The organism is Niallia sp. NCCP-28 (assembly GCF_023168165.1).
Lineage (GTDB): Bacteria > Bacillota > Bacilli > Bacillales > Cytobacillaceae > Niallia.
Map to the genome: position 1 here is coordinate 1 of NZ_BQYJ01000005.1, position 23,204 is coordinate 23,204.

22 protein-coding genes are annotated in these 23,204 nt (G+C 36.0%); 7 read left to right on the forward strand and 15 right to left on the reverse strand.

What is annotated here, in order from left to right; all coding sequences use genetic code 11:
- Positions 1-621 precede the first annotated feature (621 nt).
- Positions 622-1,098 (reverse strand): GNAT family N-acetyltransferase, encoded by a 477-nt coding sequence (locus tag NCCP28_RS14895; protein WP_248562223.1) that lies wholly within the window; start codon positions 1,096-1,098, stop codon positions 622-624.
- Between the two features lie 256 nt (positions 1,099-1,354).
- On the opposite strand from NCCP28_RS14895, the gene NCCP28_RS14900 reads away from it, so the two are divergent.
- The 3 genes from NCCP28_RS14900 to NCCP28_RS14910 are packed head-to-tail and all read left to right on the forward strand — an operon-like array spanning position 1,355 to position 2,421.
- On the forward strand, positions 1,355-1,741 hold the full coding sequence (locus tag NCCP28_RS14900) for a DUF2089 domain-containing protein (RefSeq protein ID WP_248562224.1): 387 nt from the start codon (positions 1,355-1,357) through the stop codon (positions 1,739-1,741).
- 12 nt (positions 1,742-1,753) lie between these two features.
- Positions 1,754-2,125: an SHOCT-like domain-containing protein gene (locus tag NCCP28_RS14905; RefSeq protein ID WP_248562225.1), complete on the forward strand. Its 372-nt coding sequence runs from the start codon at positions 1,754-1,756 to the stop codon at positions 2,123-2,125.
- An 11-nt stretch (positions 2,126-2,136) separates the two neighbouring features.
- A complete protein-coding gene (locus tag NCCP28_RS14910) occupies positions 2,137-2,421 on the forward strand; it encodes a hypothetical protein (RefSeq protein ID WP_248562226.1) in 285 nt (94 codons plus the stop codon).
- Positions 2,422-2,687: 266 nt separating this feature from the next.
- Here the strand turns inward: NCCP28_RS14910 and NCCP28_RS14915 are convergent, their stop codons facing one another.
- Both NCCP28_RS14915 and NCCP28_RS14920 read right to left on the reverse strand, forming a co-directional pair.
- On the reverse strand, positions 2,688-3,149 hold the full coding sequence (locus NCCP28_RS14915; RefSeq protein ID WP_248562227.1) for a hypothetical protein: 462 nt from the start codon (positions 3,147-3,149) through the stop codon (positions 2,688-2,690).
- Positions 3,150-3,929: a hypothetical protein gene (locus NCCP28_RS14920; RefSeq protein WP_248562228.1), complete on the reverse strand. Its 780-nt coding sequence runs from the start codon at positions 3,927-3,929 to the stop codon at positions 3,150-3,152.
- A 221-nt stretch (positions 3,930-4,150) separates the two neighbouring features.
- Here NCCP28_RS14920 and NCCP28_RS14925 point away from each other — a divergent pair, with 221 nt between their 5' ends.
- Positions 4,151-4,702: a glutathione peroxidase gene (locus NCCP28_RS14925; RefSeq protein WP_248562229.1), complete on the forward strand. Its 552-nt coding sequence runs from the start codon at positions 4,151-4,153 to the stop codon at positions 4,700-4,702.
- 220 nt (positions 4,703-4,922) lie between these two features.
- Here the strand turns inward: NCCP28_RS14925 and NCCP28_RS14930 are convergent, their stop codons facing one another.
- On the reverse strand, positions 4,923-5,366 hold the full coding sequence (locus NCCP28_RS14930) for a C40 family peptidase (RefSeq protein WP_248562230.1): 444 nt from the start codon (positions 5,364-5,366) through the stop codon (positions 4,923-4,925).
- Between the two features lie 337 nt (positions 5,367-5,703).
- Here NCCP28_RS14930 and NCCP28_RS14935 point away from each other — a divergent pair, with 337 nt between their 5' ends.
- The gene (locus tag NCCP28_RS14935; protein WP_248562231.1) at positions 5,704-6,651 is read left to right on the forward strand and encodes an exonuclease domain-containing protein; all 948 of its coding nucleotides are present in this window, start codon (positions 5,704-5,706) and stop codon (positions 6,649-6,651) included.
- A 65-nt stretch (positions 6,652-6,716) separates the two neighbouring features.
- On the opposite strand, the gene ehuA is transcribed toward NCCP28_RS14935, so the two are convergent.
- The 8 genes from ehuA to NCCP28_RS14975 form a co-directional block, all read right to left on the reverse strand.
- Positions 6,717-7,523 carry an ectoine/hydroxyectoine ABC transporter ATP-binding protein EhuA gene (gene ehuA / locus NCCP28_RS14940; RefSeq protein WP_248562475.1) on the reverse strand — a complete coding sequence of 269 codons (807 nt, stop codon included), beginning with the start codon at positions 7,521-7,523 and terminating at the stop codon, positions 6,717-6,719.
- A gap of 57 nt (positions 7,524-7,580) precedes the next feature.
- Entirely contained in the window at positions 7,581-8,249 is a 669-nt protein-coding gene (gene ehuD, locus NCCP28_RS14945) for an ectoine/hydroxyectoine ABC transporter permease subunit EhuD (RefSeq protein ID WP_248562232.1), read from the reverse strand.
- Positions 8,250-8,254: 5 nt separating this feature from the next.
- Positions 8,255-8,893, reverse strand: coding sequence for an ectoine/hydroxyectoine ABC transporter permease subunit EhuC (gene ehuC, locus NCCP28_RS14950; RefSeq protein WP_248562233.1), 639 nt, complete (start codon positions 8,891-8,893; stop codon positions 8,255-8,257).
- Between the two features lie 135 nt (positions 8,894-9,028).
- Positions 9,029-9,904, reverse strand: a complete 876-nt coding sequence (ehuB, locus tag NCCP28_RS14955) for an ectoine/hydroxyectoine ABC transporter substrate-binding protein EhuB (RefSeq protein ID WP_248562234.1) — start codon at positions 9,902-9,904, stop codon at positions 9,029-9,031.
- Positions 9,905-9,961: 57 nt separating this feature from the next.
- Positions 9,962-11,209 carry a M20 metallopeptidase family protein gene (locus NCCP28_RS14960; protein ID WP_248562235.1) on the reverse strand — a complete coding sequence of 416 codons (1,248 nt, stop codon included), beginning with the start codon at positions 11,207-11,209 and terminating at the stop codon, positions 9,962-9,964.
- 92 nt (positions 11,210-11,301) lie between these two features.
- On the reverse strand, positions 11,302-12,513 hold the full coding sequence (locus NCCP28_RS14965) for a cystathionine gamma-synthase family protein (RefSeq protein WP_248562236.1): 1,212 nt from the start codon (positions 12,511-12,513) through the stop codon (positions 11,302-11,304).
- Between the two features lie 27 nt (positions 12,514-12,540).
- Complete coding sequence (locus tag NCCP28_RS14970; protein ID WP_248562237.1) at positions 12,541-13,518, reverse strand: cyclodeaminase; 978 nt, start codon at positions 13,516-13,518, stop codon at positions 12,541-12,543.
- 12 nt (positions 13,519-13,530) lie between these two features.
- The gene (locus NCCP28_RS14975; RefSeq protein WP_248562238.1) at positions 13,531-14,718 is read right to left on the reverse strand and encodes a M24 family metallopeptidase; all 1,188 of its coding nucleotides are present in this window, start codon (positions 14,716-14,718) and stop codon (positions 13,531-13,533) included.
- A gap of 267 nt (positions 14,719-14,985) precedes the next feature.
- Here NCCP28_RS14975 and eutB point away from each other — a divergent pair, with 267 nt between their 5' ends.
- A complete protein-coding gene (gene eutB, locus NCCP28_RS14980; RefSeq protein ID WP_248562239.1) occupies positions 14,986-16,008 on the forward strand; it encodes a hydroxyectoine utilization dehydratase EutB in 1,023 nt (340 codons plus the stop codon).
- Between the two features lie 99 nt (positions 16,009-16,107).
- On the forward strand, positions 16,108-17,739 hold the full coding sequence (locus NCCP28_RS14985; protein WP_248562240.1) for a PucR family transcriptional regulator: 1,632 nt from the start codon (positions 16,108-16,110) through the stop codon (positions 17,737-17,739).
- Positions 17,740-18,304: 565 nt separating this feature from the next.
- Here the strand turns inward: NCCP28_RS14985 and NCCP28_RS14990 are convergent.
- The 3 genes from NCCP28_RS14990 to NCCP28_RS15000 all read right to left on the reverse strand — a co-directional run bounded on the left by NCCP28_RS14990 (position 18,305) and on the right by NCCP28_RS15000 (position 23,078).
- Complete coding sequence (locus NCCP28_RS14990; RefSeq protein WP_248562241.1) at positions 18,305-19,333, reverse strand: homoserine dehydrogenase; 1,029 nt, start codon at positions 19,331-19,333, stop codon at positions 18,305-18,307.
- Between the two features lie 182 nt (positions 19,334-19,515).
- Positions 19,516-20,928, reverse strand: coding sequence for a SpoVR family protein (locus NCCP28_RS14995; protein WP_248562242.1), 1,413 nt, complete (start codon positions 20,926-20,928; stop codon positions 19,516-19,518).
- Between the two features lie 140 nt (positions 20,929-21,068).
- Complete coding sequence (locus tag NCCP28_RS15000; protein WP_248562243.1) at positions 21,069-23,078, reverse strand: penicillin-binding transpeptidase domain-containing protein; 2,010 nt, start codon at positions 23,076-23,078, stop codon at positions 21,069-21,071.
- Positions 23,079-23,204 lie beyond the last annotated feature (126 nt).

Genomic DNA, 23,204 nt, shown 5'->3' on the forward strand with positions numbered 1-23,204 from the left:
TGAAGTTATAAACGATTATTGTTGACGTTTTGTTTGTTCAGTTTTCAAAGAGCAACTTGTTTCTATCGCTCAGAAGCGACTTTACTAATATACCACAACTTCTTTTATTAAGTCAACAACTTTTTTAAAAAGTTTTTTCTATCAAATTGTTGTTGATAAGTTATGTTTATATTTTTTCGTTGCTGTCAGAAGCAACTTTTATATAATAACAATTTCACTTATATCCGTCAATGATTTTTCAAAAAAATATTTAATTATATTAATGGCTCCCAAACAACTCTACAACTTTTATCTTAAATACTTTTCTTAAGACAACACATTTAAATCAAGGAAGCACGCCATTTAACAGTTGGCATTTGCAAAAAAGAAGCATTTTTTAGACATAGATACCACTTCACTTCCACATTTTTTCCCCATAGTTGTATATTCTACCCAGCGAATCAAACATGCACTAAAATCTATAATTCCGCATAGCGGTTGTGGTATAATTTCTTTCCAAAAATATATTTAAAATACATGCGTGTTATTTAAATAACCAGAAAACAAAAAATTATTAAGTAAGATCAAGAGGATTTTTTGGCAGCTAACCAAAATTCCTTATCCAAATCAAACTAGTTCCTTCTATAAAGAAGCATCTTTTACCATAGTTTGAAATGTTGTAATCATATCATCAAACATCATTCTTTTTTTAAACCCAAACTTTTCATAAAGATGAATAGCCCTCTGATTAAATGTTGCAACTGTTAACCGCAGCGGAACCCTCTTATACTCCTTTTCTAGCGAATCAAAAATAAACGCTAAAAAAGAAGCACCGTATCCTTTTCCGATAAGTTCAGGTTGCATCCCTAATCCTATATCAAGATATCCTTCTTCATACACTCCAAATAAATATCCATTTAGAACTTGAGCAGAATAGCCAATACAATAGAATCCTATTATTTCATCCACCTCATTTATCACAGCAAAATATGGATTTTCGAGAAATTCTTTTAATGATTCCTCTCCCCCCATATCATTGTATAAATCATAAGGAGATGGGTACCTCCAACTCAGTATATACGCTGCCGTTTTTTCATTAACAGGTATGCTATAAAACAATACATCCCACCTCCATTTTGCAAAAGCACAAATAAATTCCCCCGCAAATTTAATTTACTTATAGCCCTCATCATAGTTGCTACAGCTCATTATTCCTTCCCCTCCTCCAATACATCAATTTATCTTTCATCCAAAGGAGAAGTTGGAAACACAAATAACTCAACCTAATATCAATATATTTAATTAATTAATTAAATATATTGATATTAACAATAAAATATATTATATTTTTAACAAAGAGGTGAATAATTTTAATATGGATTATCCTATAATTAACGATTGCCCAGTTTGTCATCACGAACTTCATGCAACCAAGCTGGAATGCTCCCATTGTAAAACTTCGATAGAGAATACTTTCTCCTTACCCAAATGGCAATTATTCTCAAAAGAGCAATTACACTTTATCGAAACATTCATTATAAGTCGCGGAAACATCAAAGAAGTCGAAAAGCAGCTTGGCATTTCTTATCCTACAGTCAGAGGAAAATTAGATCAGATTATTTTTATTATGACAGAAAAAAAGAATATAAAAGAGAACGGTTCTCTCTCCAAAGAAACAACAGACAAATCCGAAATACTTGAGAAACTGGAAAAAAATGAACTTACCGTAGAGGAAGCAATTACTTTACTAAAAAAATTGTAAGGAGCCGCTAACATGAATAATGAAATGAAAAAAATTTTATCAATGATTGAAAACGGAAAAATCACTTCAGAACAAGCAGAATCTCTTATCGATTCACTAAATAGTACAACAATTGAAGACAAAAAGGATTACTTGAGTCGCTTTCTGCGGGTTCGCGTACAATCGGAAACAAATGATAACGTTAATGTTAATGTACCTCTTCGTTTAATTAAAGCCCTATTGCAAGCTGGTCACAGCATAGCCTCTAAAATCCCCAATGCACAGGCATATATGGAGAATATCGATATCGATTTACTTATAAGCGCAATTGATAGTGAATTAGTAGGTCAAATTGTGGATGCAAAATTAGCAAACGGTGATACCATTTTAATATACGTAGAATAGAGGGATAAAGCATGATAAAAATTTATATAACCACTAGCAGACAGAAGAAACTGAACATTCCAATCCCTCACTTTATACTTAAACCTATCATCAACTTCACTTTTTCAGATTTTCTGTGGAAATTCATTAAAACTCAAGCAAAAGATAAAACGGTTAATGAAATATATTCTCAAATTCCCCTTATTAAAGAGCTACTCAAAATATGTTCTGAGGAAATAAGAACAGACAATTGGTTAGATCCTCTATTAGAATGTTCTTTAAAAGATGGAACATATGTAAAAATAGAAATATATTAATAAACAATAAAAAAACACCGTTCTCGAAGCATCGTTTTTTATACAACTATAAAAAACGCTTCCTTGTATACAATACAAGGAAGCAAAAAAACATTTCACTTTTACTTATTATCCCACACAAGAAAATATCTAAAAATAGAGAAATTCCAATAAGTACAGTTAATAGAAAAACCAAAGATTTCCTCTTAGATTCAACAATTTTATACTCTTCACTAACAAACAGAACCGTGCATACGCATTCCACACAGACTTCTATGCATTTGCCTTTATTCACTTGTCTTTATTTTAGCTAATCCAAACGCAAAATGCTCCCAAAGAATTCTTTCTACTTGTTTTACTTCCTCCTCACCGCACTCAATAATCAAAACTACTTCTGCCTTTTTTCCTCTTATTCTCTTTTTATTTTTAATTTTTTTTATACGAAGCAAAACATCAATTAAAACCCCAAGACAAAAGCCAAATGCTGCACCAATCAACCCCCAGTAAATAGGACCCCATTCTAAAATAAATCCTCGGCTTGCCGCAGGAACTGAAAAAATCACAGCTAGAAACATTCCTTTATTTATTAAAGAGTCGCCATCTGACCGATGAATAGAATCAAAAAGTTTCAATTCTTCTGGAGGATTATCTAAGGGGACCGCAAATATATGTCTTATACCCAATTTCTCTACTTTTGCTATAACAAGTTCTAATTGTATTGAATGGTCAAATGTGGCATATATTTGCATTTATCTCACCTTGACACCTTTCTTGACTTTAAAGCTGCTAGATTGATAATTTTTAATTAAAAAGCTTCGTTGTTCCGCGTCAAACAACTTATTATTTTCAACAGTATTCACATACGCTTCATAAATGCTGAAAAAGTAAAGGGATGGCAAATACATAAGCCACTGCATATCTAATATCCTTGTAGATTTTTGAATATCTCCTAATAGTAAGTAATACAAACTTTCAACAAAATGAGAATAATAATTAAAAACTACAATTGTAATTAATGTAAAAATAGCAGAAAAAATTTGATGCAGATATAATTGGCCTAAACTCGGAAACAGCATCGACCACCATATAGCAGCAAGCGGTTTTCGTTTATCCAAATAATTCACTTCAAAAGGCTTAACTGTTAGCGCATTTATTATTTGGTCCTCTGTCTCCGTTAATACATGAAGATCATTCAACCCAACCGCAGAACGATGGCTATCCCATATAGCAAAAAGATATAACGGGATATACATAAACACAAAATTAACACCCAAAACTTGTTTAGCCTTATCTATTTCCCCTATAAACGAATACACCATCGCTTCATTTAAATGAGATATTTGATTAATAAATACTTCCCAGATTATCAGCGCAAATCCCCTTGTATATTTATGCAGCAAAATATGCCCGTAACCCGGAAAAGTCAAAGACCAGCACGCAATAATAAGAGGGTCCCTCTTATGAAGATATGTTGTACCCCATATACTTAAATTAGCCACAGGCCGGCGAACGGTATTCTTTTGAACCATAGAATCTTCCTTTAATCATTATATTTACTGGTATTATTAGCAAATTCCTAAATACTATACCAAAAAGCCCTATAAGATAGATAAATTATAAAAAACACTCTGACTTCATCTGAAACCATAGGTTAAAGGAACACAAGACTTTAAAATTGCAAATAACGGAATAGAACTTTATGATAAACAAATAGTCTTAGTTCTTTTTTACTATTCAAGGAGGAAATATAATGAGTATATACGATTTTTCAGCAACTTCTATAAATGGTTCAGATAAACCACTGGCCGATTATAAAGGAAAAGTAGTTCTTATCGTCAATACCGCAGGCCGATGTGGATTTTCATATCAATATGAGGATTTGCAACGATTATATAATCGTTATAGAGAAAAGGACTTTATCATTTTAGGCTTTCCTTGCAATCAATTCGATAACCAAGAGCCTGATTCAAATGAGCAAATCCAAACAAGCTGCTTACTAAACTACGGAGTAGATTTTCCTTTATTTAAAAAAATGGATGTTAGAGGAGAAAGCGCACATCCCATTTTCAAATACCTTTCAACCACTAAACCATTCGAAGGCTTTAATAAATTTCATCCTGTTGCTAAAATTTTATTGCCGCTCATCACGGAAAAGCATCCTGAATATTTAACAGATGATTATTCAATTAAATGGAACTTCACAAAGTTCCTTATTGATAAAAACGGACAAGTAATAAAACGGTTTGAGTGTACAACAGATCCAATCGATATGGAACAAGATATTGAAAGATTACTAACCTAACAACAATCATATACAGCGAAACTTCAATCAGCGGCTATCTTTCCCTTATCGTCAGTTCAACCAATCAGGCTTTTACCGGCAAATTTCTGCCCACCTATATTTCTCGTCTTCTCTTACAATCTTGAAGCAGGGATCAAAAACCCTTTAATGCGCGATAAAAAACCCTCTAAGAAAATGGTTTAAAAACTTTCTTAGAGGGTAATATATTACTATCTATTTTTTATAATCTTTTTGCACCATAATATTTTGATTTCCAGTATGTATTAGACAACTGATCTATTTTTACACCTTTAGAAGAAGAACTATGTATAAACTTGTTATCGCCAACATATATTCCTACATGAGAAGCACCTTTTTTATAAGTTGAAAAGAAAATTAAATCTCCTTTTTTCAAATTTTTCTTTGTTATCTTTTTTCCCTTTTTATACATATCCCCCGCAGTTCGCGGTAAAGTTTTTCCCGTTTTTTTATAACTATATCCGACAAGACCTGAACAATCGAATCCTTTTGGAGACATGCCTCCATATTTATATGGTGTACCTATATATTTTTTCGCAACAGTAACAGCTGATTTTGAAGATGCAGCACTCGCCGCTTGCCCCCCAAAAATCCCTGTAAACAGCAATCCAAATGACAAACATGTCATCACAAATAATTTCCTCATCTAGTAACAACCTCCGTGCGTTTCCTATTTTCTTGTATGGTACGTGTCCGTGGCTTTACTTCTATCATCTACTAGAATCTTCTCATAGTTTTCAGATAATTTGGTTACAAAGCTGTACCTTTTTTATTACAAAAATATTACATTGTTATTTGAGGATAATTTAGCCAATTGCTAGTTTAGTAGAAATGGTGCTTTCTCTGCAAAAAACCTCTAAATCTTTTAAACAAAAAAGAGATTATTCTAATCCTTTTAAACTTATATTCCCTCTTAAAAAACGGGTATAATAAACTATAGCCGATAGATACAGTTATCTATTCTTACGAAAGGAGAAGGAATTGTGGATTTTATTGCCATTGATTTTGAAATCGCCAATGAAAATATGTCTAGCGCCTGTTCGATTGGACTTGCATATGTAGACAATAATGAAGTAATCAAAGAAAAGTACTTTCTTATTAAGCCGCCTCAGTTAAGGTTCGATCCTAGTTTTACAGCTATTCACGGTATAACAAAAAGTGATGTTATTGGCCAAAAGAACTTTGACGAAGTTTGGGAATTAATTAAAAATGATATTACCTCTAATTTAATTGTCGCTCATAATGCTCAATTTGACATGAGTGTTTTATCCAGCTGCTTACAGCATTACTCTATTGCGATTCCTTCTTTTTCCTATATGTGCAGCATACCTATTAGTACAAAAGCATGCAAAGGCAATAAGGTAGGACAATCATTAAAAGAAAGATGCAGCTACTTTGGAGTTGATATCGCTGAGCATCATCACGCTGGAGCAGACGCACGAGCATGCGCGGAACTTGTCATCGCCTCTGCGAAAAGCAAAAACAAAGGCTCCTTAGAAACCTACCGCCAAACATATAGCACTATCCCTGTAAAAGAATTTACGGAACTGAAGGCACAAGCAACCTTTCTCAAGAAACGGCCAAAAAAACCTAAATTTAACGCTGTTTCTATTTCTGAAGTGACAGCAAATACAGAAACTTTTAACAAAGACTATATCCTTTATGAAAAAAACATTGTATTTACAGGAGATCTTCTTTCCATGGACAGAAAAGAAGCCATGCAAAAAACGGTGAACGTTGGCGGGGTTATCAAAAGCGGGGTCAGCGGCAAAACAAACTATGTCGTTGTCGGTTCGCAAGATCCTAATCTTGTAGGAACAGCAGGAATCAGCACGAAGGAAAAAAAAGCAAAAGAGCTAAAAGAAAAAGGAATAAATATAGAGATAATTCATGAAGAAACTTTTATTAAACTATTAAATAACAATGTTTAGCCTCGAGCACTAAGAAGCAGCAAAAAAAGAGTGATGGTCACCATTCTTTTTTTGCTGCTTCCTCTTTACCCTAAAAAACTGCTGGAGCGAAATCTTTGCAGGAAATCTTGTGTTCTTTTATGTTTTGGATATTTAAAAATCTGTTCTGGTGTTCCTTCCTCAACCACTACCCCATCTGCCATAAATACTATTCGATCAGCAATCTGGCGCGCAAATTCCATTTCATGCGTGATTAACAGCATCGCCATTTCTCCAGTACTGGCAATATCACGAATAACTTGGAGAACCTCACCTACTAATTCTGGATCAAGGGCCGCTGTCACTTCATCAAACAGCATAATTTTCGGATGCATAACAAGCGCTCTAGCTATAGCTACTCTTTGTTGCTGTCCTCCTGAAAGATTGGCAGGATACGCATCTAACTTATTGGCAAGACCTACTTTGGAAAGCATCTCTATCGCTTTTTCTTTCGCTTCGCTTTTTGCAAGACCTAATACACTAACTTGTGCTTCCATGACATTTTTTAAAATTGTCATATGCGGAAACAGATTATATTGTTGGAATACCATGCCAATATTTTTGCGCATTTTGCGAAAATGCTTTTCTGATGCCGGCACTAATTTTCCGTTCACTTCTTCTTTCCAAAGATGTTCTCCCTCTATTAATATCTCTCCTTCAGTCGGCTTTTCTAGTGTCATTAACATGCGCGCCAAAGTAGTTTTCCCTGATCCACTCGGACCGATAATCGCTACTTTTTCACCCGGATCAATCCGCAAGTCCACTCCTTTCAAGATTTGCACATTTCCAAAATTCTTTTTTATATTTTTATATTCTACAAATATTTTTTCCGGACTCTTTTCTGGACTTTTCATTAGATAATTAGATTTTACACTTAATGCTTGTGTCATCATTATACCCTCCTTCGAATTTTAAGCAGCTGCTTTGCCAAATCTTTCATTTACTTTTTTCTCTGCATAACGAACAGCTAAAGAAGCTGGATAGCTTAATAATAAGAAGATAAGTCCCACTAATGTAAATGCTTCTAAATAGCGAAAAGAAGATGAACCTATTAATTTCGCTGTTTGCATCATTTCTACCAACGTAATTGCAGATAAAAGGGGCGTCTCTTTAAACATTACGATAAAATAGTTTCCGAGCATCGGAATAACCGGCGCAATAGCTTGCGGCATTATTACTTTTCTCCACATTTCATATTTAGTGAAGTTCAGCGCGACGCTCGCTTCCCATTGCCCCTTTGCAACAGCTTCAATACCTGATCGATATACTTCTGCTAAATAAGTGCTATAATGCAAACCTAGTCCGATTACCCCACAAGTAAAGGGCGATAAGGAGATGCCTATTTCCGGCATAACATAAAAAATAAAAAACAACTGTACAAGTAGTGGTGTACTTCGGATAAATTCAGTAATACATGCTACAACAATTGCTAGAGGCTTAAAAGAAGATCTGCGGCAAAACACCCATACCAGACCAAGAACTGCCGCAATCAGAAAGGCTGTAATCGTTGCCGCTATCGTTACCCACATCGCATCCACGATTTTCGGCATGATAGAAAAAACAAATTCCCAATCCCACATTTCCTTCACACCCTTCCTACCGTGTATTTTCTTTCTAGCCACTTAACCATTAATGTCAGTGGATATGCAATAATAAAGTAAAAGATTAATAATAATGTGAATATTTTCGTTGTTTCCATTGTAGCGGTTTGCAGACTCATCGCTTGGAATGTTAAATCGGAAAGCGTTACAAGAGATACTAAAGCAGTCCCTTTTAAAAGTTCAATCAGCAGGTTTCCAAAAGTGGGTATCATCAATCTAATTGCTTGAGGAAGAATAACTTTTTGATATTTTTGTATTCCCGTCATATTAAGGGCAATCGTTGCCTCTATTTGTTGTTTCGGTATTGCTTGTATGGCGCTTCTTACCACTTCCGCTCCATACGCTCCATAATTAAGACCAATCGCCAAAACACCTGCAACCATTGCGCTCAATTGAATTCCCAACAGAGGCAAAGCGAAATAAAGCCAAAACAATTGCACCAACAGTGAAGTTCCTCGAAAAACTTCAATATATAAATTGGCAATAAAACGCAAAATTTTGATAGAAGACAATTTCATAAACCCAAACAAAAAAGACAAAACTGCTGCAACAATAGTGGAATAAACCAGTACTTCAATGGTTATCACAGCTCCACTTAGCATCGGTTTTATCAAATCTATCATAGTAACCGCTCCTCCCTTCTACTGAAACAAAAAATCATTTCTCTGCTATCAGACTGATTGCTGTGGATGCAGAAGTAATCAGTCTGATATTTTGACCAATCCTCTAGACTTAGTCAACCTCTTAATCAACTTTCCTTACTTGCTTAAATCTTCAGCAGTAGCATCTCCAGGAAGTTCTTGTTCTGTGAACCCAAACTCACTGATAATCTTTAGTAGTTCTCCAGATTCTTTCATTTTGGCCAACTCTTTATTGAATGCTTCGCGGAAATCATCATCATCTTGTCTAAATACAGTAGCACCATATCCTCTTACACTCGCTCCGTCAATTACCGGCTGTTCAAAATCCATTACTCTTTCCACGCTAGGATCATTCGCTGTTTCTAGTACAGCCTGCAACGAAGGACCCGTCATACCAATCACATTAACCCTTCCTGATTTTAAGGCAGAAATAGCACTTGGATTATCAGGAACTACTATAATTTGATCTTCACTTACACCATATTTTGTTAAATATTCCATTTGAATAGCACCACTCATAACTGCTATTTTTACTTTTTTATTCGTTTTTATATCTTCATAGCTTTTTATATGAAGAGGATTCCCTTTTTTCACAGCGATTGCTTCCCCAATGCTATACTCTGGATTTGCAAAATCCACTTCTTTTGCACGTTCTGGGGTAATGTACATCCCAGCTGTAATCATATCAAAGCGATTTGCTTTTAACCCTGGAATTAAAGAGCCAAATTCTGTTAATACCCCATCCATCTCCTCAATTCCCAAATTCTTAAGTACAGCTTTTGCTACTTCTACTGCTTCACCAGTCAATTCCCCATCTTTTGTTTTATACGCATATGGCACTTCATTTGCAAAACCAATCGTTACTTTTTTAGATTCCTTCACTTTTTCAAATGTCGTTTTACTGCTTTCACCGCCAGAAGTGTTGGTCGAGGAACATGCAGCAAGCCCCACCGTGAGTATTAAAACAAATAGAACAATCAAACTTTTTTTCATCGGAATCCTCCATTTTTTAAATTTTTAGATTTTTTATATGAAAAAAAATTGCAATTTCTATGCCTTTTCATTAAAAATCCTTTGTGAATTTTTGGATTTTTTTAAAATAGTCTGTTCGCCAGTCAATAAGGTATGAACGGTTTGTGCAATGATTGCAACTCCAATCGGCAAACAGCTTTCATCAATATCAAAGATAGGTGTATGCAGTTCACGTTTCAGTTGATCGGCTGGTGCGCACCCTAGAAAAAACATCGCCCCAGGCACTTTAGCCGCCATATGGGAAAAATCTTCCCCGCCTAACCCAAATGGTTTATCTATTATTTTCATCATAGGATACAATGTTTTTACATGTTGTTTTAGCACTTCATTTATTCTTTTATCGTTATAAAGAGCTGGTTCTCCTTTCATTGCTTTGAATGTATATTCGCCGCCAAGAACTTCTGCTATGGAAATAGCTTTATGCAATTTTCCAATCAGCTCTTCCCTAACCTTCGGGCTATAACTTCTGAGCGTACCTTGCAAATACACTTCTGATGGAATAATATTGCTTGCAGATCCTGCTCTAATTTCCCCTATGCTGATGACAGCTGGATCTAACGGCGATATTTGCCTCGCAACAATGCCATGGATGGCTTGCATAACAGGACCGAGCATCCAAATAGGATCTGTTCCTAAATGAGGGTAAGCGCCATGCCCCCCTGTTCCAGAAATCGTCGCTTCAAACACATCAACATTTGCCATACTATAACCATCATGTATGAGAATATTGCCCACTTCTTGTTCTGGTGACATATGCAAAGCAAGCACAGCATCTACATCATCTAATAATCCTTCTTCCACAAGATAAGCAGCCCCTGTTTTCCCTGTGCTGTCAGCCGCTTCTTCCGCAGGCTGAAAAATAAATTTGACTGTCCCCTTTATAGTACCTGCGCTCATCCATCTTCCAATAAGCTTTGCCACACCTAAACCGATCGCTGTATGAGCATCATGTCCACATGCATGCATCACCCCATTTACTTTAGAGGCATAATCACGATTGGTTTCTTCTACAATCGGCAATGCATCCATATCTGCTCTTACGGCAATACACGGTCCCTCTCCATTAGCAATGGTGGCAATAACTGCTGTTTCAAGATTTTTTGAATATTCTATTTTGACTCCTGGTATTTTTTTAAATTTATCGATAACTAGTTCTTTCGTTTGAAACTCTTGAAAGCTGAGCTCTGGATTTTGATGAATGGCACGGCGTGTCGCAATTAACTCCTGTGATAATTCTTCCGCTTCTTGTACGATCAAATTCCGCACATCTATTCACCCCTTTTTTCACAATTGCTCTAATCGTTTTAAATAACCAACAGCAGGAGTTTAGAACACTCCCACCGCCAGCCTTTTCACTCTTATAAACTAGGCGTTGCTTGAATTTCCTTCAAAATAGCAAAAGCATTTGCCAAATCAGCCAATAAATCTTCTATATCTTCAATACCTGCCGAGATGCGCACAAGTCCATCAGGAATGCCCATTGCTTTTCTTTCTTCTGCTGTACACTCCACATGACTAGTTGTTCTTGCCGGACCATAGGTTGTTTCGACTGCCCCAAGATTCGCTGCTCTATTTGCATATTGCAGATTTGGCAATAAAACTTTCACCGCTTCCATTCCACCTTTTAGAGAGAAGCTTAACATTCCGCCGAACCCTTTCATTTGTTCTTTTGCAATATTGTGATGCACATGTGTTGCAAGCCCCGGATAGAATACTTGATCAACAAGTTCTTGTTTTTGCAAAAATTCCGCAATCGCTTGCGCATTTTTGGTTTGTTGATTTACGCGCAGCTTTAATGTTTTCATTCCTCTTAACAGCAAATATGCTGCCCAAGGATCTAAAGTAGCTCCGTTTATTTCACGATAATGGTAGATTTGATGAATTAAATCTTTCGGGCCACAAACTACGCCCCCTAACGCGTCAGCATGACCGCCAAGGAATTTGGTTGCACTGTGAAGCACAAGATCCACACCTAATTCTAATGGGTTTTGATTGATTGGCGTAGCAAATGTATTATCCACAACAACGATTGCTCCTACATCTTTCCCAGCTTTCGCCATTCTTTTAATATCGGTAATTTTCACTGTCGGATTTGTTGGGGTTTCTAAATAAAGAATTTTACATCCTTTTGCCACTTCCGCTTCAATCGCATCATGATCGCCAGTTGAACATAATGCCACTTCCACATTCATATTAGGAAGAAATTCTGTGAAAATTTTATTTGTGCCGCCATAGGTATCTTTAATGGAGACAATTCTATCTCCTGGTCGAAGAAATGTATAAAGCGTATTGCTGATTGCCGCCATCCCTGTGGAAAAGCTAGTTGCCGCTTCTGCTCCTTCTAAAATTTTCACTTTATCCTCAAACGCTTGTACAGTCGGATTTGTATTGCGCCCATAAATATGTCCTTGTTTTTTGCCGATTGCCACATCGTACCATTCATCCATATCGTCATAATTATAGGCAACACTAACAACAACAGGCACTTGTGTAGCTCCATGCACCAATACTTCTTTCTCTCCAGCCCATACTGCTTTTGTTCCAATGCTTGCGTTAATATTCTCTGTCATTTTTATAGCCCCCTGAAATTTATTTTTCTAGCGAACAGTAATTTCTGCTTTTTTTAAACGATCAAATGCATAAGCAGCGCAAACTGTATCTTGAACACCCATCCCAGTTAAGTCACATATCGTAATTTGTTGATCCTTTGTTCTGCCCTCTTTCCTTTTTGATGTGATTTCACCTAACTCTATTATTCTTTTATCCTCTTTTGCCATCACACCATCGCGAATAACATGCTGCAATTCCCCTAGCCGGAATACTTGCTTTTTCACATCACAGCAAATAATATCTGCTTTCTGAAAACAATCGGATGCCAATTCTCTTTTATGCTCTGCGTCTGACCCCATTGCCGTGATATGCAGCCCAGGATGCATCCATTCACCTTTAATAAGAGGTTTTGCAGAAGGAGTGGTTGTTACAATAATTTCACTTTCCTTTACAGCCTCCTCGATTGAATCAGCCTGAACTACTTTTACGCCTAATGATTTCTCCATCTCTTGCATATATTTGTCTATTCGTTCTTGCATGCGGCCATATACTGTAATTTGCTTAAAAGGTCTAACTTTGTAAAGTGCCTTCATCTGCACTCTAGCTTGCACACCTGTTCCAATGACACCAACACGTTCAACAGAAGCCTTTGCCAAGTGCTTTGCCGCAACCGCTCCCGCAGCGGCCGTTCTTACATCCGTTAAGTACCCATTATCTAAAAGAAGGGCTTCAGGCAATCCTGTTTTGCTGTTGAACAGCATCATCAGTCCTCCTAAACTTGGCAACCCTAATAAATGATTATCGAAAAAGCCAGAAGATATTTTTATCGCAAAAGAATCTTTCCCTTTTATATAAGCTGATTTCACATCGACTTCTCCGTTATGCTCTGGAATATCAATTCTCATAATCGGAGGAAGCGTCACTTCATTATTGGCAAGTTTAGTGAATCCTTCTTCTATTAATTGAATAATCTCTTGATTGATAGAAACATATTTTTTTATTTCTTTTTCTTCAAATAAATACATTTCAAGGCTCCTTTAATAGATTTTTAATTCAGGTTTTACAAATAATTGTCTCGGGAAATTTGCAAATACTTCGCAGCCATTTTCCGTTACCCGGAAAGATTCACTAACCTCCACCCCATACCGATCAAGCCAAATTCCCGGTATTAAATGGAACGTCATATTAGGCTGCAAAATTGTTTTATCTCCTTGTCGCAAGCTTGCCGTATGTTCACCCCAATCCGGCGGATAATTAAGGCCCATAGAGTAGCCGATGCGCGAATCTTTTACAAAACCGCTTTTTTTAATTGTTTTTCTCCAAACACTTTCCACTTCCTCACAAGTAACACCTGGTTTAATTGCATCTAACGTTGTATTTAACCCTTCCACCACAACATCTGAGAGAAATTTAATCTTTGGATCTGGCTCCCCAATAAAAACGGTTCTCGCAAGTGGAGAATGATAGCGGCGATAGCATCCTGCCAATTCCAAAATAACAGGATCACCAGCTTTATACGGCTGATCTGTCCAAGTCAAATGAGGTGTAGAGGTTTTTTCGCCTGAAGGCAATAATGGAACGATAGAAGGATAATCTCCTCCAAATTGTTCGGTTCCAGAGATTTGCGCATGATAGATATCTGCTACTACATCGCATTCCCTTACGCCTTCTTGAATAGAATCAATCCCTTTTCGCATAGCTTTTTCGACAATTTTCGCTGCATTTCTCATATAAGAGATTTCTGTATCCGATTTAATAATGCGTACATAGTTCACTAAGTTTGTTGCGTCTTTAAAGGAAGCCCGGGGCAAACCATTTTGAAGAGAACTAAAAGCTTTCGCAGTAAAATAGTATGTATCCATCTCTACTCCAACCGTTCTATTTCCTTGGCCAATTTCTTTTAATATATTGCTTACAAAATCCATTGGGTGCTTAACAGTAGATTGAACGTAATCATCTGTATAGGAAATAATATGCGTTTCATCTAACCAGCTCGTTACTTTCGCTCCATTGCCATCTTGGCCTCTGCCAATCCAAAATGGCTGATCCTCATCTATAATGACAACCAGAAGCTGATGCACATAAAAGGACCAGCCATCATAGCCAGATAAGTAATTAATATTTGCTGGATCTGTAAGGAGCAGAACATCAATGCCTGCTTCACTCATTTTTTCTTTTGTTTTACGGAGACGTTCTTGAAATTCATTTACCTCAAAGTACAACATTTCATTTCCTCCTCTTCCTTGTTTTTCTAACAACCAATGTTATTTTTTATAACACAATATTACTATCTCCCCATCAACAAAAACCATTGCACAATTTGTAAGAAATATCAGAATATTTTTCATACACTTTTTACACTAGATATTTCTATAAAAAAAGATTAAAGTTACTAATAAAGAGAATTTTCAGAAACATTAGATGTGAACATATTTAACAAGGAAAATAATTATACTCCATTAACTTAATGCCTTTTCAAGGAGGAAAACACGATGCAAAAAAAGATCAGTATAATTGCCAAAGATATCCTATCATTACAAAAGGTATGGCAAGCAAAAAATGTAATAAAAGGATTGATAAATAAAACCCCTCTCGTATACTCCCCTATTCTCTCTTCCATTACTGGTAAAAATATTTATTTAAAATATGAACATATGCATGAAAGCGGAGCATTTAAAATGCGGGGGGCAGCAAACGCGCTTCTTCAATTAAGCCCAAAAGAAAAAACTATTGGCGTCACTACCTTTTCTACTGGTAATCATGGACTAGCCGTTGCTCATATCGCTAAAAAACTTGGAATTCGCGCAGTTATTTGCGTTTCAACAAGGGTTCCTTATTCTAAATTAGATCGAATCAAAGAGCTTGGGGCAGAACTTGAAATCTACGGAGAGGGACAGGACGATGCGGAATTAAGATGCTATCAGCTTGAACAGGAACAAGGCCTTAAAGTAATTCCTCCTTTTGATCACTTGGATGTAATAGCGGGACAAGGCACCATTGCTTTAGAGCTGTTGGAAGATCTTCCATCCATTGACTGTGTGATTGGGGGACTTTCTGGAGGAGGGCTTCTTTCTGGCATTGGATTAGTTATGAAAACAACCAATCCAAATATAGCCGTACTTGGGCTTTCAATGGAGAAGGGTGCAGTTATGCATGCAAGCCTCAAAGCAGGAAATCCTGTTGTACTAAACGAATATAATACATTGGCAGATAGTTTATTAGGAGGATTAGGAATGAATAATAGCTATACTTTTCCTCTTATAAAAGAGTATATTGATCAGTCAGCGCTTGTTTCAGAAGAGACCATCGCAAAAGGTATGGCCCTTCTTTATAAACATCATCATATTATTGTCGAAGGTGCAGCTGCCATTGGGGTTGGAGCAATAGCAGATAGAATAATAAATATTCCTGGACAAACTATCGCCATCATTATCAGTGGCTGCAATGTTGATTTAGACAGCCATTATCAAGCAATTCTTCCATACATATCGGATAAAAACAATCTAATATTTTAGTTTTAATGCCATTGGGCAGCTGTTTCTAGGAAGAGGCACCCGCCTTTTTTTCTAAGATGATTGTTCTCTTTTCTTAAACATCTAGAGAGGTGAAAACATGTGCAATATACTGTCAAAGATATATTAAGTGAGCCAGAATTAAAAGAAGCCATCCTATTAACGGAAGAACATTCAATCGCGATGCTTCCCATTGAGTCTGTATCTGTAATTGAAATGCCCGTCGAAAATTTCGTCAGGAAAAAAGAACTTGTTTTGACTACCGCAATGGGTTGCGGAAGCAGCAACTCACTCCTTTTGTCTTTTGTAAAAGACGTCTACAAATCTGGCGCTTCCGCACTTGCCATTGCGATTGGCCGGCATGTTCAATCTATCCCTGAAGAAATAATTCATTTTGCAAATGATCATCAATTCCCCCTTATTGAACTACCTTGGGAAATTCGTTTTTCAGATATTATCCAAAAAACTTATAAACAAATTAATTTTTGGCAGGAAGAAACACTAAAAAAAAATGATCAGCTTCAGAAAGAGCTGCTTCAGTCATTTTTAACTAACCACTCCTTATCTAGTGCTTTACAGTTATTGGCTAAACATTTCCAAGCAAATATTCTATTAACTTATGGAGCAGAAATATTTCAGTCTATTCCTTATCCAACAAATCACCAGACAGATTCTATTATATATATAATAACCAGCAAAAATATCGACAAGCCAACGATTATCCATTTGGAAGATAAAACCAAACTCCAAATCTATCCTATCCTGAACCTTCAGCAAGAAAGCAGCTATTTAACTTTCGAATTAAAGGATTCTGCTTCACCGCAGCCATGGTCTGTTATTCAGCAATTTGCGACTACTCTGCAGCTATGGTTTCAGAAACAGCAAACTATACAGTCTACAAGACATAAAGAAAAAGAACAATTTATTCAATTCCTTATAAATGGAAATTGGGAGAATAAAAAATTTCTGTTTGATAAAGGAGCTTCCCTAAATTACGAGGTCAATCTTCCTTATGTTTGTGTATTAGGCCAACCAGAATATAATCATGACACAAAAGAAGAGCAATATCCTTCCACTAGCAATCCCCAACTGGCAACTAAATTAAATGACATTTCCCAGTTTGCCAGCAAAACAATTAACAGAAAAATAATTCATTCCTTTATCCGCGGAAAGCTAGTGCTTTTTATTGAGATAAAAAATGATGCATGCACGATCGCAAATCAAGTGCTGGATATTTTTGACTCTTCGGTAGAAAAAGGAGAAATTCCTTTGTTTTCCTGGGGAATCGGCGAAAACCATGGAGGATTTTATACATTCCACGAAGGATATAAAGATTGTATGACAGCATTAGAGATTGGAAGAAACTTCAAAGGAATTGGACAAAGAAGCACATATGCAAATACAGGAATATTCCGTGTTCTTTCCGTATTGGTAAAGGATTCTGCTTCGATTGAAATGATGCATAATATTATTGGCAAAGTCGCTTCATACGACCAAGAAAAAGGACTTGATTTATTGCATACTCTAGCCGTTTACTTAAAAAATCATTGCAACGTCAGTCAGACTTCTAGAGAACTGTCTTTACATCGACAATCCTTATTATATCGCCTGAAAAAAATTGAGACACTAACGGACCGCTCACTAAGTAACGCAGACGACCTTTTTCTTCTGCAATTATGTTTGCAGCTTTGGACCATTCGTTTTAGCAATTCTAAGCAGATTGTTAAGACCTAACAATCTGAATGGCAGAAAATAAGACTTCGTGTTTTTTATTAATCAGCCGAGTCCTTACTGTCCGTTAATCTAGGATAAACGGATCATTTTCCTCCTTTTATAAAACTTTTTTCAAATAGTGGAATAAGAGAGTTCTAGTTTGGGAATAATGTAGATTAAAAGGAGGAGATACAAAATGAAACAATTAAACAATGTAAATATTGAGGACTTTATTAACGAGGAGCAATTTGAATTGCAATCATATATTAACACATTATTATCTGCATCAACAGAGGCCTCATTAAATTAATAATAGGAAAGAAGTTGATTTGACGATTAATAAATTTACCTTAACTCTATCTAAAAAGAAAAATATATCTTTTATCTAATATCACTTTTTAAATATAGTAGTAGATAGTATATTTAAAAAGTGATATGGATAACCGATACTTTCAGCCAATTATTATCATATTAGCATTTATGTTTGCTGAATAGAAAATAAACCCAATAATCAGCCTCATTTTCTATTCTTTTATAAAAACATTTATATGCAGCTGCCGGCATGGAAATTTCCATCCTGAAGCTACTAGCGATATAGATTAATCATATCCTTTAAAGCTGCTGCAGCGGCTCCTCTTGGATGAGAAGCGCCACCTGTACAGCAAATCCTTCCCATCTCTTCTGTATAAAAAAGAACTCCTTTATTTGTTCCTTTTACCTCTATTAATGGATTATCCGATTTTATAATCTCTGGCTTTACCTCTACTCGTACATTTCCATTAGCAAAATCAGCACTTGCAATTAACTTTATATCATTGCCATTAATTTTTGCATGCTGTATATCCCTTTTTGTTACCTCCGTTATCCCTTGAATAGCAATATCCTCTAATGTCAGTTGAGACCCAAGAAGCCCATTTGCCAATAGCAATATTTTGCATGCACTGTCAATCCCCTCTATATCAAGGGATGGGTTAGTTTCAGCAATGCCCCTTTCTTGCGCTATTTGCAATGCCCCTTCAAAAGATTTATTTTCTTCTGACATTTTTGTTAGGATAAAATTAGAAGTACCGTTTAAAATACCTTCTATCTTCATAATTTTACAGCCTGCTAAACTAAACTCTCCAATATCTAATGTTGGCAATGCCGCTGCTGTTGCCCCGCTATATTTAATTTTGCAAGCCTTCTCCTTTGCAATTTTTAATAATTCTGGCATGGAACAAACAAGAGCACCCTTGCTAACAGACACAATATTCATATTTGCATAAAGTGCATTTTTTATATAACCAAGAGCTGCTCCACCTGTTTCTACATCTGTCGGGGAACATTCTATCAGCATATCTTCTCGAAAGATCGGCGGCTGCAGGGATAACCCTTTCTCTTCGGCATATTGAATAAGTGCTGTAGATCCTGTCCCATACTCAAGTAATTTAAGCAGATCAATTCCAGCTTTTTCATATACCATCCCTCTAGAACCAACAATAGCAGTTACTTTAAAGGATGTTTTATATGTATCTATTAACAGCTTCTGCTTCTCGCTTAAAAGCTTAATCAGCTCTTTTGCCACTATTCCATATCCTGTAATCATTGCATTTCTTTCTGCATAATCTCGCTTCATCAAATTTTCCCCTTTATTTGTAAAATCTCTACTATGAGATTATTTTATCCTAAGTAAAGCTATTGCCGAAATATTTCGTCATATAATATGACATATTTTTTCATCACCTACAATATGAAACAGCAAAAAGGCCAAAGAAGTAATTTCCTTTTTCTTTGGCCTTTTTGCTGAATGCATAATTTTTATAAATATTTGCGATGCAATGCTTTTCCATCATACGTATACAGCATCTTCTTCTCTTCCACCTTTGTTTCCATATGAACATTTCGTCCCCATAATTGATAAACATAAGGCAAAACTTTTTCTAAGTATTTTAAATCCAGCTCAATGCCTTCATATCCATGTTGTAAATATAGTTCACCATTTTTCATATAATCTCCATCATTGACCGTAATATAAGGGAATCCTCCATTTACTCTCATGCTCACTAATTGATCCCGGACATGTTCCCAACTCTTATCGACAATTTTATAATCTCTTCCTTGTTTTTGGAAAAGATACATATCTTCCCGCATTACTAAATCCTTTGTTAAATAGTTGCGCAAAAAAGAAATATCTGATTCAATTTCACGAACCTCATACATTTTTTCTCGACCGGAATTCACCTTTATTCCTCTTCGTTTCATTTCTTCTGTCGGGTTATTGTATCGTTCTTCAATATCCTCAAAGATTTTTAATCCAAGATAATATGGATTAATTCCCGTTTTTGAAGGCTGCACTACTCCAGCATTTAATTTAGCAAATTCTATTGCTTCACCACTTGTTAAATCGAGCTCTCGAATGATTCTTTGATGCCAGTAGGATGCCCAGCCTTCATTCATAATCTTTGTTTCAAGCTGCGGCCAGAAATAAAGCATTTCCTCCCTCATCATTGTTAAAATATCCCTTTGCCACTCTGTCAACTCCCTGCTATAACTCTCAATAAATAGCAAAAGATCTTTTTCAGGCCGCGGTGGAAATTTTTTGATGATTTTTTTCTTTTGTTTCGGCTTATTGCGATTATCCAAGCCCCATAAATCATCATATGGAGAAATGGCTGCATCCTCTTCTTCTTCAAACTCTACATCTTCCATGCTCCATGAAAGCTTTGGCCTCATCAGCGATGGATCTATATGCTCTTCAATTGCCAGTACAGCGTCTAAAAATGTCTCTACTTCATGTTTCCCATATTTAATTTCATACTGTCTAATTCGATCAGCGGTCGCTGCCATGCTTTCTACCATTTCTCTTTTTGTATTGGCGAAGCGGACATTATTTTTGAAAAAGTCGCAATGTGCTAAAACATGGGCAACAATCAGTTTATTATTAATAAGTGAATTGCTGTCTAATAAAAAAGCGTAACAAGGGTTTGAGTTAATAACCAACTCATATATTTTCGATAAACCTAGGTCATAGTGCAGCTTCATTTTATGAAACTGTTTTCCAAAGCTCCAGTGGGAATAACGAGTCGGCATTCCATATGCACCGAATGTATAAATAATATCAGCTGGACAAATTTCATATCTCATCGGGTAAAAATCCAACCCAAAACCTGTAGCAATTTCTGTAATTTCTTCGATGGCTCGTTGAAGTTCTTTTTGTTCTACATCATTCATTCCTTTCTCTCCCTTCACCGTCTTAAACTAATATATGAAGGATAAGCATTATTCATGAATTAAAAATAAACAAAAGCAGAAGGGGCTGTCTCAAAACTCATTAAAAAATGACTTTTGAGTACCGCCCCTTTCTCTTTAAATTATTCGATTATTTTTTTCACCTTTTTTACAACATGGCTGGAGCCGCCTTTATTTTGCACTCCTTCTATCATCATGGCAATAAGAAAATTTTTATCCTTTTTATCGTAAGCTACATACCAGCCATTTTCAGATCCCTTTTCTCCTTGCTTCGCTTTAAGTTCAGCCGTTCCTGTTTTTCCAGCAAGTGTTCTGCCAGCCACTTTGCCTGCATGTGCAGTACCATTTGGACTATCAATTACTTGCTGCAAATCATTAGAAATAGTTTCTGCTGTTGAACTGCCTATAGTCTTTTCTTTCCATACATGTCCTTTCTCTTCCGTGGAAAGAAGAATAGGTTTTATTAAATTTCCTTCATTTAAAAATGGTGAATAAGCTGCAGCCAAATGGACTACACTCATCTCCACTTGTCCTTGACCATATCCAGAATCCGCTAACTGTATATCTGTATCTAATTTTCCGATAGTAGATTTTTCAATAGGATATGGATAGCTTAATTCTTCTTCAAAACCAAATTTTTTCATTTCATTTATATACTTGTCTTTCCCTAAATCAAGGGCAGTCTGTGCAAAATAGATATTATCGCTGTAAAGTAGGGCATTTGCTAGGTTAACAGGCTGTGCACTTGAGTGTACCCTTGTTACATAATAGCTTCCCCACGATTTATCCTTTTGCCAGCTTCTTGTGGTAATGCTGCGCGTTTTTTCTGGAGTAATGACTTTTTCTGACAGAGCACCCGCTGCCACAATCGGCTTTAATACAGAGCCTGGGGCATAGGTTAATTTAAATCGATTCGTAAAGGGGTCTAATTTATTGTCATTATATTGTTGACGTTCCGTAGCAGTCAAACCAACCACCATTTTATTTGGATCATAAGCTGGGCTTGATACCAATGCTAATGTTTCCCCTGTACTTGGATTAATGGCCGCAGCAGCTCCTGCTTCTCCATCCATTTCTTCATATATCTCTTTTTGCAAATCAGCATCAATGGTTAGCTTAAGGTCTTGACCATTTTCTACTGGCTTTTCTGCAAGAACAACATTAGAACCATCTGCTTTGATAATCGTTATTTCGACTCCATTTGTCCCTTTTAGCTGTTCTTCATATACTTGCTCTAATCCTCTTTTTCCAATAACATCTGTGTTTGAATAGGCTTTTCCCTTTTGTTTTTCCAACTCTTCTGCTGTTATATTGCCTACATAGCCAATTAAATGAGCACTAGCTTCTCCAAATGGATATATTCTTCCTTTTGTATCTTGCTTTTGCACTCCTGGTATTGCAAATAGTTTTTCCAATAACTTTTGATTATTTGTCGCTACTTGTTTTATTGGCACAAAATAGCTTGGCTGCACCCAATCCGCTTGAAGCGCTTTTTCAACTGTTTCCCGCCTTATATCAAGAAGCTTTGCAACCTGTGCTATTGCCAAATTTTTATCGTCACCCATTTGTTCTGGAACAAGCCCTATTTCATAAATAATCCCATTCATCGCTAAAGGATTTTCATTTTTATCTACAATGGATCCTCGCTCTGCCTCTATCGTTTTTATCGAAACTTTATCTTCCTTTTCTAAATCTGAGAATATATAAGTAGTATCCCAATTAATATACCAATTTTCTTTTTTATCCTTTTCCTCTTTAACCAATACCGCATCTTGATCAAATTTTATTTCTCCTCCAGCACTATTCATGCTTGCTGAAAATGGAATCAGTGCTTTATCTGCCTTATCAAAGTCTTTCTTATCAGTATCTGATGGCTTCGTGTAAGTTGCTCTTATATTATTTATTTCTAAATCACTATATAACTTTTCGTAGCGGGACACAAAATCTTCTTTTGTAATGGATTGTTTAGCCTCTTTTGATAAATAACCATACATTTCTGAAAATTTTTGATTTGTCCATAAATTTATAAATTTGCTCAGGCGTTCGTCAGGTGTTGATTCATCTTTGTTGCAGCCTATTGCCATTACAAGCAGTAATAGCAGCATAATCGCAAGCATTAACTTTTTCTTCATCACAATTCCTCCCCACTAATAGCGTAACATGTTTTCTGCTGCTGTTAAAATAATAGCTTTTGCAGCCCAGCAAAATGTTTCCTCTATGATATGCTTCTATATTTCCATTTTTTAATGGTACTATTA

Excerpts from the sequence above, each read along its gene's own strand:
- NCCP28_RS14900 (WP_248562224.1), top strand. The coding sequence starts at position 1,355 with ATGGATTATCCTATAATTAACGATTGCCCAGTTTGTCATCACGAACTT.
- NCCP28_RS14905 (WP_248562225.1), top strand. The coding sequence starts at position 1,754 with ATGAATAATGAAATGAAAAAAATTTTATCAATGATTGAAAACGGAAAA.
- NCCP28_RS14910 (WP_248562226.1), top strand. The coding sequence starts at position 2,137 with ATGATAAAAATTTATATAACCACTAGCAGACAGAAGAAACTGAACATT.
- NCCP28_RS14915 (WP_248562227.1), bottom strand. The coding sequence starts at position 3,149 with ATGCAAATATATGCCACATTTGACCATTCAATACAATTAGAACTTGTT.
- NCCP28_RS14920 (WP_248562228.1), bottom strand. The coding sequence starts at position 3,929 with ATGGTTCAAAAGAATACCGTTCGCCGGCCTGTGGCTAATTTAAGTATA.
- NCCP28_RS14925 (WP_248562229.1), top strand. The coding sequence starts at position 4,151 with ATGAGTATATACGATTTTTCAGCAACTTCTATAAATGGTTCAGATAAA.
- NCCP28_RS14930 (WP_248562230.1), bottom strand. The coding sequence starts at position 5,366 with ATGAGGAAATTATTTGTGATGACATGTTTGTCATTTGGATTGCTGTTT.
- ehuA (WP_248562475.1), bottom strand. The coding sequence starts at position 7,523 with ATGAAAAGTCCAGAAAAGAGTCCGGAAAAAATATTTGTAGAATATAAA.
- ehuD (WP_248562232.1), bottom strand. The coding sequence starts at position 8,249 with ATGTGGGATTGGGAATTTGTTTTTTCTATCATGCCGAAAATCGTGGAT.
- ehuC (WP_248562233.1), bottom strand. The coding sequence starts at position 8,893 with ATGATAGATTTGATAAAACCGATGCTAAGTGGAGCTGTGATAACCATT.
- ehuB (WP_248562234.1), bottom strand. The coding sequence starts at position 9,904 with ATGAAAAAAAGTTTGATTGTTCTATTTGTTTTAATACTCACGGTGGGG.
- NCCP28_RS14965 (WP_248562236.1), bottom strand. The coding sequence starts at position 12,513 with ATGACAGAGAATATTAACGCAAGCATTGGAACAAAAGCAGTATGGGCT.
- NCCP28_RS14970 (WP_248562237.1), bottom strand. The coding sequence starts at position 13,518 with ATGTATTTATTTGAAGAAAAAGAAATAAAAAAATATGTTTCTATCAAT.
- NCCP28_RS14975 (WP_248562238.1), bottom strand. The coding sequence starts at position 14,718 with ATGTTGTACTTTGAGGTAAATGAATTTCAAGAACGTCTCCGTAAAACA.
- eutB (WP_248562239.1), top strand. The coding sequence starts at position 14,986 with ATGCAAAAAAAGATCAGTATAATTGCCAAAGATATCCTATCATTACAA.
- NCCP28_RS14990 (WP_248562241.1), bottom strand. The coding sequence starts at position 19,333 with ATGAAGCGAGATTATGCAGAAAGAAATGCAATGATTACAGGATATGGA.
- NCCP28_RS14995 (WP_248562242.1), bottom strand. The coding sequence starts at position 20,928 with ATGAATGATGTAGAACAAAAAGAACTTCAACGAGCCATCGAAGAAATT.
- NCCP28_RS15000 (WP_248562243.1), bottom strand. The coding sequence starts at position 23,078 with ATGAAGAAAAAGTTAATGCTTGCGATTATGCTGCTATTACTGCTTGTA.